Genomic DNA, 15013 nt, shown 5'->3' with positions numbered 1-15013 from the left:
GATCAACAACACCAACTGTTTGGGTGTTGTATAGTCAAGCCTCACGAGTAATTAGTATTGGTCAGCTTCACATATCACTATGCTTCCACATCCAACCTATCAACGTTGTAGTCTTCAACGGCTCTTTAGAGGACATATAGTCCTAGGGAAATCTAATCTTGAGGTAGGCTTCCCGCTTAGATGCTTTCAGCGGTTATCCCTTCCGAACATAGCTACCCGGCGATGCGACTGGCGTCACAACCGGTACACCAGAGGTTCGTCCACTCTGGTCCTCTCGTACTAGGAGCAGATCCTCTCAAATTTCCAACGCCCACGGTAGATAGGGACCGAACTGTCTCACGACGTTCTAAACCCAGCTCGCGTACCTCTTTAAATGGCGAACAGCCATACCCTTGGGACCTGCTTCAGCCCCAGGATGAGATGAGCCGACATCGAGGTGCCAAACACCGCCGTCGATATGAACTCTTGGGCGGTATCAGCCTGTTATCCCCAGAGTACCTTTTATCCGTTGAGCGATGGCCCTTCCATACAGAACCACCGGATCACTAAGACCTACTTTCGTACCTGCTCGACTTGTGGGTCTCGCAGTTAAGCGCGCTTTTGCCTTTATACTCTACGCGTGATTTCCGACCACGCTGAGCGCACCTTCGTACTCCTCCGTTACTCTTTAGGAGGAGACCGCCCCAGTCAAACTACCCACCAGACATGGTCCTCGCTCCAGATTATGGAGCAGAGTTAGAACCTCAATATTACCAGGGTGGTATTTCAAGATTGGCTCCACTTGAACTAGCGTCCAAGTTTCAAAGCCTCCCACCTATCCTACACAAGTAAGATCAAAGTTCAATGTCAAGCTGCAGTAAAGGTTCACGGGGTCTTTCCGTCTAGCCGCGGGTACACCGCATCTTCACGGCGAATTCGATTTCACTGAGTCTCTGCTGGAGACAGCGCCCCCATCATTATGCCATTCGTGCAGGTCGGAACTTACCCGACAAGGAATTTCGCTACCTTAGGACCGTTATAGTTACGGCCGCCGTTTACTGGGGCTTCGATCAAGAGCTTCGCTTACGCTAACCCCATCAATTAACCTTCCAGCACCGGGCAGGCATCACACCCTATACGTCCACTTTCGTGTTTGCAGAGTGCTATGTTTTTAATAAACAGTTGCAGGGGCCTGGTTTCTGTGGCTATCAATAGCTCAGGAAGTAAATTCCATCACCGTCGACAGCGTACCTTCTCCCGAAGTTACGGTACCATTTTGCCTAGTTCCTTCAGCAGAGTTCTCTCAAGCGCTTTGGTCTACTCGACCTGACCACCTGTGTCGGTTTAGGGTACGATTCCTGTGTAACTGAAGCTTAGAGACTTTTCCTGGAAGTATGGTATCAGCCACTTCGCTAATAAATTAGCTTGCTATCAGTTCTCAGCATAGAGCACCCCGGATTTGCCTAAGATGCATGCCTACTACCTTTCACCTGGACAACCAACGCCAGGCTGACTTAACCTTCTCCGTCCTCTCATCGCATTACACAGAAGTATTGGAATATTAACCAATTTCCCATCGACTACGCCTCTCGGCCTCGCCTTAGGGGTCGACTCACCCAGCCCCGATTAACGTTGGACTGGAACCCTTGGTCTTTCAGCGAACGAGTTTTTCACTCGTTTTGTCGTTACTCACGTCAGCATTCGCACTTCTGATACCTCCAGCAGACTTCTCAATCCACCTTCATCGGCTTACAGAACGCTCCCCTACCACTTGCAATAAATTGCAAATCCGCAGCTTCGGCATATAGTTTTAGCCCCGTTACATCTTCCGCGCAGGCCGACTCGACTAGTGAGCTATTACGCTTTCTTTAAAGGATGGCTGCTTCTAAGCCAACCTCCTAGCTGTCTATGCCTTCCCACATCGTTTCCCACTTAACTATAATTTTGGGGCCTTAGCTGGCGGTCTGGATTGTTTTCCTCTTGACTACGGACGTTAGCACCCGCAGTCTGTCTCCCGGATAGTACTCATTGGTATTCGGAGTTTGCATCGGTTTGGTAAGTCGGGATGACCCCCTAGCCGAAACAGTGCTCTACCCCCAATGGTATTCGTCCGAGGCGCTACCTAAATAGCTTTCGGGGAGAACCAGCTATCACCAGGCTTGATTAGCCTTTCACCCCTATCCACAAGTCATCCCCTGGCTTTTCAACGACAGTGGGTTCGGTCCTCCAGTTAGTGTTACCCAACCTTCAACCTGCTCATGGATAGATCGCCTGGTTTCGGGTCTACACCCAGCAACTAAACGCCCTATTAAGACTCGATTTCTCTACGGCTCCCCTATTCGGTTAACCTTGCTACTGAATGTAAGTCGCTGACCCATTATACAAAAGGTACGCAGTCACCGGACTCAATGCCGGCTCCCACTGCTTGTATGCATGCGGTTTCAGGATCTATTTCACTCCCCTCACAGGGGTTCTTTTCGCCTTTCCCTCACGGTACTGGTTCACTATCGGTCAGTCAGGAGTATTTAGCCTTGGAGGATGGTCCCCCCATATTCAGACAAGGTTTCACGTGCCCCGCCCTACTCGACATCATCATATAAGCCCTTTCGTGTACAGGACTATCACCCACTACGGTTGCACTTCCCAGAGCATTCCACTAGAACTTATATGACTTAATGGGCTTTTCCCCGTTCGCTCGCCGCTACTAAGGGAATCTCAATTGATTTCTTTTCCTAAGGGTACTGAGATGTTTCACTTCCCCTCGTTCGCCTTGCAACACTATGTATTCATGTTGCAATACCTACCTTATGGTAAGTGGGTTTCCCCATTCAGAAATCTCCGGATCACAGGATATTTGCCGCCTCCCCGGAGCTTATCGCAGGCTATTACGTCTTTCATCGCCTCTGACTGCCAAGGCATCCACCACATGCACTTAATTACTTGACTATACAACCCCAAACAGTCGTAGTACTTTACAAGCAGTACTAGGACAGAAGTCACTTACGTTACTTCATACAGTTCGTTGTTTCGTGTATTTAAACACTATATAGCTTCAATCTAATTCATATACCAAAACGCTTGATTCAGTTAATCGCTAGTTTCTCATCACTTCACTTTCATTCAATCGTTTCACTTGCGTGTAACAATTCAATGTCAATTTAGTTCTGAGCCTTAAACAATTTATTTCAACTCAAATATATTCTGTTAATGATTGCTCTAGCCTTCGTCAGGTCTAGAAACTGTGATAAATCACAGAGATTACCAAGTCCGCATATCTTAATGCTTGTACTTGTTAATCTCTATAAGCTATCTAGCTGTTTGCTTGTTTTGCATTCGAACATCGCTTCGTTTGATTAAAGCCTGCGCGAAGCATAGCTTCTTGCTTTAAATTTCAAGGAAAAGCATGCTTTTCTTGTCTTGAAATTTGGTGGAGACTAACGGAGTCGAACCGTTGACCTCCTGCGTGCAAAGCAGGCGCTCTACCAACTAAGCTAAGTCCCCAGCTTATCATATAGATTCGATATATCTTCTTATCCTTCACTCCGATGAATTGCTTCATCTTCGTTCGTTAGATTGGTGGGTCTGACAAGATTTGAACTTGTGACCCCACGCTTATCAAGCGTGTGCTCTAACCAACTGAGCTACAGACCCTCAGATACATCTTCATGAAGAACAACTTGTTGTGGATTCTTACCGATCGTCAATCTTTCGTTAAGGAGGTGATCCAGCCGCAGGTTCCCCTACGGCTACCTTGTTACGACTTCACCCCAGTCATCGGCCACACCGTGGTAAGCGTCCCCCCTAAGGTTAGACTACCTACTTCTGGTGCAACAAACTCCCATGGTGTGACGGGCGGTGTGTACAAGGCCCGGGAACGTATTCACCGCGGCATTCTGATCCGCGATTACTAGCGATTCCGACTTCATGGAGTCGAGTTGCAGACTCCAATCCGGACTACGATCGGCTTTTTGAGATTAGCATCCTATCGCTAGGTAGCAACCCTTTGTACCGACCATTGTAGCACGTGTGTAGCCCTGGTCGTAAGGGCCATGATGACTTGACGTCGTCCCCGCCTTCCTCCAGTTTGTCACTGGCAGTATCCTTAAAGTTCCCGGCTTAACCCGCTGGCAAATAAGGAAAAGGGTTGCGCTCGTTGCGGGACTTAACCCAACATCTCACGACACGAGCTGACGACAGCCATGCAGCACCTGTATCAGAGTTCCCGAAGGCACCAATCCATCTCTGGAAAGTTCTCTGTATGTCAAGACCAGGTAAGGTTCTTCGCGTTGCATCGAATTAAACCACATGCTCCACCGCTTGTGCGGGCCCCCGTCAATTCATTTGAGTTTTAGTCTTGCGACCGTACTCCCCAGGCGGTCTACTTATCGCGTTAGCTGCGCCACTAAAGTCTCAAAGACCCCAACGGCTAGTAGACATCGTTTACGGCATGGACTACCAGGGTATCTAATCCTGTTTGCTCCCCATGCTTTCGTACCTCAGTGTCAGTATTAGGCCAGATGGCTGCCTTCGCCATCGGTATTCCTCCAGATCTCTACGCATTTCACCGCTACACCTGGAATTCTACCATCCTCTCCCATACTCTAGCCAACCAGTATCGAATGCAATTCCTAAGTTAAGCTCAGGGATTTCACATTTGACTTAATTGGCCACCTACGCACGCTTTACGCCCAGTAAATCCGATTAACGCTTGCACCCTCTGTATTACCGCGGCTGCTGGCACAGAGTTAGCCGGTGCTTATTCTGCGAGTAACGTCCACTATCTCAGAGTATTAATCCAAGTAGCCTCCTCCTCGCTTAAAGTGCTTTACAACCAAAAGGCCTTCTTCACACACGCGGCATGGCTGGATCAGGGTTCCCCCCATTGTCCAATATTCCCCACTGCTGCCTCCCGTAGGAGTCTGGGCCGTGTCTCAGTCCCAGTGTGGCGGATCATCCTCTCAGACCCGCTACAGATCGTCGCCTTGGTAGGCCTTTACCCCACCAACTAGCTAATCCGACTTAGGCTCATCTATTAGCGCAAGGTCCGAAGATCCCCTGCTTTCCCCCGTAGGGCGTATGCGGTATTAGCAGTCGTTTCCAACTGTTGTCCCCCACTAATAGGCAGATTCCTAAGTATTACTCACCCGTCCGCCGCTAAGTTAGGTAGCAAGCTACCTTCCCCCGCTCGACTTGCATGTGTTAAGCCTGCCGCCAGCGTTCAATCTGAGCCATGATCAAACTCTTCAGTTTAATATTGCTTAGTACCTTAAAGGGTACCAATCTTGGCTCATCAATCTTCTGACAAATATTTCTCAAATAAACTTCGAGTAATTTCTACCAGTAAATCAATGAAAATAATTTCGATCGATCAATCAGTAAAAATCCACACAAGTTGTTCTTCATAATCTCTTAATGATCTTCTTGTTGGTTCGTCACCAGCAAGCTAGGTCGGCTATACTACTCTCTTTCGAAGAATAGTCAACAGGTTTTGCTAATTATTTTTTAACTCGTTCAATAAACTTAAATTTAACCACTTGGACTAAGCTATTGTTTATCAACAAGTTTTAATCAACATCACCGCCGATGGATGTGCATTCTACAGCATTTCTAACGCCATACAACCCCCTTTCTCAATTATTTTAAAATAAATCCAACGAGTGGTTGTTCTGTGTACAAAATCGGTATTTTTATGACGATTTCTAACATTATTTGATCAAATTTAGCTTAATACTTATCAGATAAGACCTGCTAGAATGTTGAAATGCTATATTTCCATACATAATGAATATTTTTTTTAGAATTTAGGAACTTTTTATGCATCGTTCTTCTCTTATATGGGTCGGTATGCTGAGTTTTAGTTTATCGACTCCTGTTTTTGCACAAGATGAAAGCATCAATAACAATACGACTGATTCTGCTGTGCCTAAAATGAATGAGTCACCAGTAGTTGAGACAAAATCTGATGTGAAGCATCCACGCCTTGAGTCACTAAAAGAACTTAAAAATTTAAAAGTTGATGATTTAAAGGTGAATGCGTCTGCTGCTCAGTCAGATGGTATTAAAGACCCGCTGCAACCTTTAAACCGTCAGATCTATGAATTTAACGATATGCTTGACCGTAATGTGGCGCGTCCGCTTGCTGTTCAGTACACAGAAAAAGTGCCAACTGAAGTTCGTGGTTCATACCGACAGTTTCGTAAAAATTTAGGTGAACCTTGGAATGCAGTCAACCAAGTGGCGCAAGGTCGTTTTGGCCGTGCCGCACAAACCTTAGGTCGCTTTACCCTTAATACAGTGACCACATTGGGTTTTGCAGATCCAGCGCGACGTTTAGGTCTAGGCACTGAAGATGAATCTTTAGGAACCACATTGGGCTACTACGGTGTACCTTCTGGTCCTTATTTGATGCTGCCATTGATGGGTCCTAGTACGCTTAGGGATGGCTTAAGTAGTATTGTGGACAGTCAAGCACGTCCTCAGAAATATCTACTCGAAGACAATGATCGCTTGTACTACTCAGAACAAGTGATGCGTGGCATTGATGCGCGTTCGCAACTGCTCGATGTAGAAGATGTTTTACAAGGTGACAAATACGCGGCTATTCGTGATATTTATTTACAGCGTAAAAATTTCCAAATTGCTCAGAAAAAAGGTGGTGAAACTGGCGCAGACTTATTTATTGATTCAGACGGCGATGCCGATTTTATTAAATAATTAAGCCATACGATTTTGTATTTTCTTGATTCTAATTGCATTGAGGGGGATTCACTATGAATTCCCCTCAATGCTTGGATAAGCCTCTTACATCGTCTAAGATAACTTAAGCGACTATTAATCAGGATCATCGTTCAATTCTATGTATTTCATTCAGCCCACGCGTAACATTCCCAATTTAGATCAAGTTCTAGATACGCTTCCGAGCCTGCAAATGATCAATATAGAAGATATTCATTTATATGATCCAACTATTATCGCAATTGCTGATGTCAATGATTTTCTAGATTATCAATGGTCATTACCAACAATTGTGATTGCCTATGAACATGAAGGGGCACAATTGTCTCAAGCCTGGGAAATGGGTGCCCTCGCTGGTTGGTTATGGTCTCGCTTGCCAGTAAATCCTGAAAAGGCACTGTCAAAAATTGATGCGCAGTACAAGCGTAATCAAGACAGTCGTGATTTGCCTTCAGCTGCGGCATTACAGAAGAAGCTTTTACCCAATCCGATTGAACTACAAAACTATAAAGTCGAAACCTTGTTTCAACCGTCTGCTTATTTATCTGGGGATTGGTACGATTACTGGAAAATTAGTGATAAAGAAGTCATTTTTTATTTAGCTGATGTCTCTGGGCACGGTGTGACCAGTTCATTACTCACCTCTTGGATGGCAGCCTTTCATGGTCGTTCTAAAACACCGCGAGAGCTATTAAAGAAACTTAACGGCATGTTGTTGCAAGAGAATATTGAAAAACATATCACCATGTTAGCGGGTGTATTGAATTTGGAAACCCATCATTTAAAATGGTCAAGTGCTGGGCATTATCCACCTGCGATTATCTTTGAGCCGAACCAACCGCCCCGTATCTTAAATACCAGTAGTTTTCCGTTGGGTTTGACTGCCGATTTTGAAATTGAAGAACAAGAATGCGTATTAAGTCGTTATGCGCGTTTCATTATTTGTTCAGATGGCGCACTTGAACCTTTTGATGGGGGTTTGAATGAACAATTCACACAATTGCTATTTCATTTGCAGAACCAATCATTTGAAGCACCAGAACATGTCGCAGATGATATTGCAATCTTAAGCTTTCAAAGAATGAATTAACTTTATAATCAATAGTCTACGTTTTTAGACCCCTCTCTACGACCCTAGACCACTTGAGTATAGGGTTGTGCTATGTGATAATTTTACCATCCTTTTCTGCACATGGCATTTATATGTCAACAGGTCATGTTGAATATGCAAGCTTAAATGGCACGCATATCTTCAAACTTATTGGTGAAGTTCGAGCGCAATCTTGTATTAGTTTAGACAAGCTGCTGTCTCGAATTGAACAACAAAATAACGTCATTGGCGCAATTGTTGATTTAACACAAACCACATTTATAGACAGTACTGTTTTGGGTATTTTGGCGAAGCTGGGTTTAAAGCTGAAGCAAGTGCACAATATTCAGGCTGTGATGTTATCGACCAATTCAGACATTACCACTCTGGCCAATAGTATGGGCCTAGGGCAGGTTTTCGTGATCCTGAATTATTGTGGAGATCCGAATGTATGCACGCGTGAATTGCTCGATGAGCACATTACGCACAATACCATGCTGTCTACGGTGTTAGATGCGCATAAAACCTTAATGAAGTTAAATCAGAATAATCAAAATATGTTTGAACCTTTGGTCAAACAGCTGGAAAAGCAAAAAGATACGATTGATCATAGTATCTAAAAACAATAAATTTTAAGCCTAGGAAGAGCATCATGACTTTAGTTTCTATTGTTCAAATGAATTCTCAAGATGATATTGAAGCAAACTTCAAGGCCATTGAATCATTGATCATTAAAGCGAAAAGTGGTGGTGCTTCTTTAATTGTTTTTCCTGAAAATTTTGCATGTTTCGCCGCGGGTAAACAGCGTGAAACAGCGGAACGCTTTCAAGAGTTTCAGCAGCGCCTACAACAGCTTGCGCATACGCATCAAATTTGGATCGTCGCGGGAACGCTTCCTTGCCCATATCGCCCAGATGGAACAGTTGTTCCCGATGGTCGTGTGCGTACCACCAGTTTATGTATTAGCCCTGAGCGTACCGAAGCACGTTACGATAAAATTCATTTGTTTGATGTTCAAGTCGGTGATGCGGTCGGTGGGTATCAAGAATCTAAATTCTTTGAACCTGGGGATGAGGTGGTGGTTGCACAAACACCATTTGGCAATATTGGTCTTATGGTTTGTTATGATCTGCGCTTTCCTGAACTTGCGTTAAATTTAAGACACCAAGGTGCTCATCTATTAACCGCACCTTCTGCTTTTACTTACACCACAGGTCAAATGCACTGGCAATTGTTATTACAGGCACGTGCGATGGACAGTCAATGTCAAGTCTTGGGTGCAGCGCAACAAGGCTTACACGGCGAAAAACGTCAAACTTGGGGGCATTCTGCAGCCAGTAACAGTCGTGGGCAAATTTTAGATAGGATTGATAGTGAAGGTGCACAGCTGATTACTGTACATTTTGATTTAGAAGAGCAAGCCAAAATTCGTGAATCGATGCCGCTCATGCAGCATCGCAGACTGCTGCAATTTTAATAGTTAAATTACACAAATTTTAATTTTCAATCACACAATAACGCGTAAATTTACAATTTCACTGATTATTTGTTCATCAAAATCAGCCACGATCAGAGTTCACATTGATTAATGGGATTTTGTCATGTCATTAGAAAAAATAGTATATACCGCAAAAGCCAAAGCAACCGGTGGTCGTGACGGTCGTGCAACATCATCAGATGGGGTCTTAGATGTTCAATTGGCTGTGCCGAAAGAAATGGGCGGTCCCGGTGGTGGAACAAACCCTGAACAGCTTTTTGCCGCAGGTTATTCGGCGTGTTTTTTGGGTGCGATGAAGTTTGTCGCGAATCGAGATAAATTAAATATCTCTAAAGATGCGTATATTGAGGGCGAAGTGAGTATTGGCCCTATTCCGACAGGTTTTGGCTTAGCGGTAATACTGAATGTTCACTTAGAAGGTTTAGAGCAAAACGAGGCGCAAAAGCTGGTTGATGCTGCACATATTGTGTGTCCATATTCAAATGCAACACGTGGCAATATTGATGTGACCTTGAATGTGATTGTTTGATTTTATAAAAAATTGCAATCCACTATAAAAAATAAAAAGCTGATATGTTTTGCATATCAGCTTTTCTATGAATAATAGATTTAACTTCTTATAAGAGATTTTATCTAAAATGATTGCTCGAAATAACTTCGATCGGAGAATTTCGCATAACGTCCATTATGTTAAATAGAAGGAATATTTATCACTATTCTAAGGTTCTTATATATTCTTTCTGTACTCCAGTTAAGATCCTCACAAGTTGTTTCTTTAAATCATCAGCATCTTCTTTATAGTCAGTATTCCAATCATTCCAATCAGTTGGTCTACTAGCTAAATCCCAGTCGCATAGTGCTAATCCATTTATGACTTCCATATCAAAAATTAAAATGTTTAATTGTTCTTGGATTTCTAATGGAAATTTATCTTTAAAATTTTCATAAATATTTTCAACATTTTTGGCAAACTCAGCATAGTGGTAATGAGTTTCTGTTGCTGTCGAATATTCTTGTACAAATTCTAAAAGTTCATTCATTTTATTTCCCCTTACCATCAATTTTTCCATGTGATACCGTAACCACATCGCCTCGTTTATTAGTTACTACAGTGACATTATTTGTTGGACTATAATGGTTGGTTGTAGATTTTTTACCTACTGTTTGAGAACCATGTTTAATCGTATCTTTTACAACTGATGGCATAATACCTCTATCCTGCATCCTATCAAGAGCATGCCCAGAATAGTTACGACCATCTATATTGGTAGGATTATTTCTAACTGGTTGGTAATTGGGATTTTTGGGTTGATTCATTTGATTATGGCGGCTACCTAAAACGCCTGTAGCTTCTCTACCTAAAGCTTTTTCTCCTGCTTCTTTTGCAGCTTTGCCAATAACTTTAACTTTACCAGGGCCAATTACTGCTCCTATAATCTCTCCTTGTTCTAATTTCTTAGGATCAGCAGGTTCCATTCCTAAAGCTGTTAAAACTTTTTCACTCATTCCAAAAGTTAAATCGTTTAATACGCCTCTAGTTGTATCAGGATCACCGCGCCCACTGCCAGTAAATGGCCCTTTCGGCTGATTACTTTGATCTGTTAACCCCATTGTCATATTCGGTAAGCTTGAGGCGGCCTTCGCTATTGGGGATTGAGTATTCTGTAGTTTTGACATAGCAGAGCTAGGAGATGAAGAACTCTTAGGTTGAGATACAACAAGGTGTTGATTACCAAGAAATGTAGCACCACACGTTGTTTTATCTCCTGCAAGAACTACGGCTCTGCCATTAACGATAGTTGATTGATCAGAGGCAATTGCTGAAACGACAGTTTTACACTTGGGACAGAAATGTTTCATGCCATTCAAATGAACGGCAATTCCATTGATGATAAAGGTAGTATCACATTCCGAAACAATCCCGCCATGATTGGTCATTGATCCAATGGTTACTAAAGCTTTTGACATAGTTGCATATTTCTAGTTCTTTTATTTCGTACTTAACCTATCATAATTAACAAAAATTTGAAGCCAAGCGATTATTCTAATTTGTTAATATTTCTAAAATTAACATAATACACCTTATGCGAACTGTGTTATATTTCCCTTTAAAATTCAAATAGTTATTTCAAATTTTACAGCCCAAACATCACTGTTTGGGCTTTTTTTCTGATCATTCACGTTTCCCGCCTATTCTTTGATTATTATTTCACAGCTTTAATTAAACTCATTGAATAATACGTTTCGGATCCGCAGACAATATTTTCTACATCACTCCGCTGCTTCATTGGTCACTCTCAACACTTCCTCTAAAGTTGTTTTACCTTGCAATACTTTACGCAATCCATCTTCTCGAATCGAACCCGACTGCTGACGTACATAGCTTTCAAGCTCATACTCCGCTGCGTTGCCATGAATTAAACGGCGCATTTGATCATCAACAGGTGCTATTTCATATATCGCAGTTCGACCACTAAACCCTGTATGCGAGCAATGCTCACACCCTTTGGGCTGAGGTAACTTAATGATGCTTTCTTGACTTACAGTTCTAAATATTTCATGTTCAAAATCATCTGAATCACGTAAAGTATGACAATGCGAACACAGCGTACGCACTAGTCTTTGCGCAATCACGCCAATCAGTGAACTGGCTAAAAGGAAGGGCTCAATGCCCATGTCTTTAAGACGCGTCACTGCACCAATCGCTGTATTGGTATGTAGGGTGGACAAAACTAAATGTCCGGTGAGTGAGGCCTGAACTGCAATTTCTGCTGTTTCTAAATCTCGAATCTCCCCGACCATCACCACATCTGGATCTTGACGCAGCATAGCCTTTAACGCACGAGCAAAAGTCATATCGACTTTGGTATTGACTTGAGTCTGCCCAATGCCTTCAAGTTGATATTCAATGGGATCTTCTGCAGTGAGAATATTTTTAGAGCCATCATTTAAATCGGACAGTGCTGCATACAGTGTGGTGGTTTTACCCGAACCTGTCGGCCCTGTGACCAAAATAATGCCATGCGGACGGTGTACCAACTGAGTCAAGCGATCATAATCACTTTGCATCAGTCCCAAATGGGTCATATTCAAACGCCCTGCTTGTTTATCAAGAAGACGCATCACCACACGTTCACCATGCGAGGACGGTAAGGTGGAAACACGTACGTCTACCTCACGCCCTGCAAGTCTTAAGGAAATACGACCATCTTGCGGAATGCGTTTTTCCGCGATATCGAGCTTTGCCATGACTTTAATACGAGATACCAAAAGCGGCGCAAGCTCACGACGCGGTTGTACAATTTCTCGAAGTTGACCATCGACACGTAAACGAACTGACAGTTTTTTTTCAAAGGCTTCAATATGAATATCGGATGCCCCAACACGAATGGCCTCAGACAACAAGGCATTGATTAAACGGACAATTGGTGCATCATCTTCTTGATCCATGAGATCTTCAGTTTCAGGCACTTGATCCGCTAGGCTGAGTAAATCTGGATGATCCTCAAGTCCCGCTGCGACTTGTTGAGACTCACCTGTTTCCCCTGCGTAACTTGAACTCAGCAGTTGATTAAAATCTTGTTCAGTGCTTAATTGGTGGTGAGCCACACGTCCAATATAACGACGGGCTTCTTGAATGGAAACCAATGATGCATCTTGACGACGAACAATAAAAACTTGATCACCTTCATAACGTAGCAGCACTCCATGCTTTTTTGCAAAACTATAAGGTATTTGTAATTGTTTAAGTACTTGCATTGCGACTTATAATGATGATTAGAATTGTTTTAAGTGTACTCTAAGCACATGACAGCGTGAAGTCTGTTTTTTCACAGAATTTTTTTAAGGATATGCCGCTTTGTTTCAAAATGAACCGCGAGAGCCAGAGAATACAAACCTAAAATGGTGGGGCGAACAAAAATTTGAATTGAATCAATCCAAGGCATGGCAATTTGGTTCTTTAATGTTTCGCTTAACCCGTGGGATGCAAGAATGGCGTTTAGAATATTACCGCCCACAGGTACAGCATGATTATGAGCAAAACTGGCATATCATTGAGGATGTCCATTTTGCTTTTCCACAACCGGTGCATGTGGAGCGCTATATGTTCCGCGAAACCAGTCCAAATGTACAACTGCTGCCGCGCTTGGCCGATCGTTCAGTGGTGATTCGGCCTGTGGATCCCATCTATATTCCCGCAGGTCAGCGCGGTACGCTTTACATCAGTACGCCTTTATGGATTTCGGGTTATGTACAGGGTCAAAAAAGCCCACTCTTTGATATTCCGGTGATTATGCCCAAAGACACGTGGTTCGGCCCAGACCCGAGAAGTGGTGAAATGTGTTATGCGACTTCCGTAGATGGACGCACAGAGCTTAAACAGCTTCGACCTCGTGCATTTCGTGCGGTGACGCCGATTGATTTTCATAATGTGAGTGGGCAACAGCTGCGTTTTGATCGAATGAATGTCCCGGTGCCTGCCCTACCTTTGTTCTATAGTGAAAGTACCCAGCGCTTATGGACATCACAAATTAAAGTCATTCATGAAGGCAGTGATCGTCCTGCACGTATCCGAATAGAAAACCGTACCCCCCCTTTGGCGGGTGAAGTCAGTTATGTGAACCCTGCACGTTCACCGGGCGGTGCACTGTTCAATATGTTTGATTCATTCTTTTAAGAGGGCAATATGGCTGATAGTCTTACCAAAACAATTGCTGAGAGTCTTAAAAGCATATTCACCACGGTTAACACCGATCGTCTCACTGAAATTTTAATTGCAGTGGTGCTGTGTTTTATTGGATTTCTGTTCGCCCGTGTAGTGTCGAATACGTTTATTCGCACCATTGGTCATAAGTTTAATGCACACCAAAGACTGGTCTGGCGACGCGGTATTTTTTACTTCATTTTTTTGATTTTTGTGATGGCAAGCTTAAAAGAAGCCGGTTTTAAATTGAGCGTCTTCTTAGGTGCAGCCGGTATTTTGACGGTTGCCTTAGGTTTTGCTTCACAAACCTCTGCAACCAACTTAATCAGTGGTCTGTTTTTGATTGGTGAAGGTTCATTTGAAATTGGGGATACCATTCAACTTACGCTGATACGCGGTAATACCATCGAAGGTGAAGTGATTTCAATTGACTTACTTTCGGTCAAATTGCTCACGCAGGACAATGTCTATGTGCGCTTACCGAATGAACAGCTGATTCGTGCTCCCGTGCATAACTTGTCGAAATTTCCCATACGGCGCATTCCGATTACCCTTGCGATTAACTTTCATGAAGACATCATTAAAGTGCGTGAAGTGTTATTGGGCGTTGCAAATAGCTACCCACTGGTACTGGCAGATCCGAAACCTGCGGTGACCGTGACCGCATTTCGTGAATCCTCCATTGAGCTGTTATTTGCCATATGGTGCCAACAAGAAAACTTCCTACAAGTTCGTGATGAAATGCAGGAAAGAATTCGAAATGGTTTTGTGGATAATCTTATTGAAATTCCAGTACCTAAAATGGGTTTTGTAGACCGTACATCACAGCAAGCGCTGAGCAATGAAGAAATTGACAACTATGCCCATGCAGAAGACTTAAAGCGTGAACCAAAAATTTAAGGCTTGATGCTTAAGCTTTGAAGATTGAACACAAGCATTTAAAAATTTGAGAATGAGGTGTTTTAAAGCGCCTCATTCTCAACTGCTTTTATACGGTCTTTTAAAT

General features: G+C 43.3%; 9 protein-coding genes, 2 tRNA genes, 2 rRNA genes and 1 pseudogene. 7 read left to right on the top strand and 7 right to left on the bottom strand.

Features of this window, described 5'->3' with window-relative positions; genetic code table 11:
• Positions 1–30: 30 nt before the first annotated feature.
• The 4 genes from AMD27_RS02905 to AMD27_RS02890 all read right to left on the bottom strand — a co-directional run bounded on the left by AMD27_RS02905 (position 31) and on the right by AMD27_RS02890 (position 5229).
• Positions 31–2925: ribosomal RNA gene (locus AMD27_RS02905) — 23S ribosomal RNA — on the bottom strand.
• 479 nt (positions 2926–3404) lie between these two features.
• Positions 3405–3480, bottom strand: a tRNA-Ala gene (locus tag AMD27_RS02900).
• Positions 3481–3553: 73 nt separating this feature from the next.
• Positions 3554–3630, bottom strand: a tRNA-Ile gene (locus AMD27_RS02895).
• Positions 3631–3691: 61 nt separating this feature from the next.
• Positions 3692–5229 (bottom strand): 16S ribosomal RNA (locus tag AMD27_RS02890).
• Together the 16S and 23S rRNA genes with 2 tRNA genes alongside form the textbook arrangement of a ribosomal RNA operon.
• 564 nt (positions 5230–5793) lie before the next feature.
• Here AMD27_RS02890 and AMD27_RS02885 point away from each other — a divergent pair.
• The 5 genes from AMD27_RS02885 (at position 5794) to AMD27_RS02865 (ending at position 9831) form a co-directional block, all read left to right on the top strand.
• The gene (locus tag AMD27_RS02885; protein WP_067656125.1) at positions 5794–6693 is read left to right on the top strand and encodes a VacJ family lipoprotein; all 900 of its coding nucleotides are present in this window, start codon (positions 5794–5796) and stop codon (positions 6691–6693) included.
• A gap of 142 nt (positions 6694–6835) precedes the next feature.
• Positions 6836–7804 (top strand): RsbU family protein phosphatase GigA, encoded by a 969-nt coding sequence (gigA, locus tag AMD27_RS02880; RefSeq protein WP_067656122.1) that lies wholly within the window; start codon positions 6836–6838, stop codon positions 7802–7804.
• 113 nt (positions 7805–7917) lie between these two features.
• A complete protein-coding gene (gene gigB, locus AMD27_RS02875) occupies positions 7918–8424 on the top strand; it encodes an anti-anti-sigma factor GigB (RefSeq protein WP_067656119.1) in 507 nt (168 codons plus the stop codon).
• A gap of 32 nt (positions 8425–8456) precedes the next feature.
• Positions 8457–9281, top strand: coding sequence for a carbon-nitrogen hydrolase family protein (locus AMD27_RS02870; protein ID WP_067656116.1), 825 nt, complete (start codon positions 8457–8459; stop codon positions 9279–9281).
• Positions 9282–9405: 124 nt separating this feature from the next.
• Complete coding sequence (locus AMD27_RS02865) at positions 9406–9831, top strand: organic hydroperoxide resistance protein (RefSeq protein ID WP_067656113.1); 426 nt, start codon at positions 9406–9408, stop codon at positions 9829–9831.
• A gap of 184 nt (positions 9832–10015) precedes the next feature.
• Here the strand turns inward: AMD27_RS02865 and AMD27_RS02860 are convergent, their stop codons facing one another.
• The 3 genes and pseudogenes from AMD27_RS02860 to gspE all read right to left on the bottom strand — a co-directional run bounded on the left by AMD27_RS02860 (position 10016) and on the right by gspE (position 13061).
• On the bottom strand, positions 10016–10342 hold the full coding sequence (locus AMD27_RS02860) for a hypothetical protein (RefSeq protein WP_150115743.1): 327 nt from the start codon (positions 10340–10342) through the stop codon (positions 10016–10018).
• A 667-nt stretch (positions 10343–11009) separates the two neighbouring features.
• A pseudogene (locus tag AMD27_RS19005) lies at positions 11010–11270 on the bottom strand (PAAR domain-containing protein); the annotation flags it as partial.
• Between the two features lie 303 nt (positions 11271–11573).
• Positions 11574–13061, bottom strand: coding sequence for a type II secretion system ATPase GspE (gene gspE / locus AMD27_RS02850; protein WP_067656106.1), 1488 nt, complete (start codon positions 13059–13061; stop codon positions 11574–11576).
• Between the two features lie 100 nt (positions 13062–13161).
• On the opposite strand from gspE, the gene AMD27_RS02845 reads away from it, so the two are divergent.
• Both AMD27_RS02845 and AMD27_RS02840 read left to right on the top strand, forming a co-directional pair.
• Positions 13162–13980, top strand: coding sequence for a hypothetical protein (locus tag AMD27_RS02845; RefSeq protein ID WP_067656103.1), 819 nt, complete (start codon positions 13162–13164; stop codon positions 13978–13980).
• A 9-nt stretch (positions 13981–13989) separates the two neighbouring features.
• On the top strand, positions 13990–14907 hold the full coding sequence (locus AMD27_RS02840) for a mechanosensitive ion channel family protein (RefSeq protein WP_067656100.1): 918 nt from the start codon (positions 13990–13992) through the stop codon (positions 14905–14907).
• Positions 14908–15013 lie beyond the last annotated feature (106 nt).

The sequence above is a fragment of the Acinetobacter sp. TGL-Y2 genome (genome assembly GCF_001612555.1).
Taxonomy (GTDB): domain Bacteria; phylum Pseudomonadota; class Gammaproteobacteria; order Pseudomonadales; family Moraxellaceae; genus Acinetobacter.
This window is presented reverse-complemented; position numbering and strand designations above follow the sequence as displayed.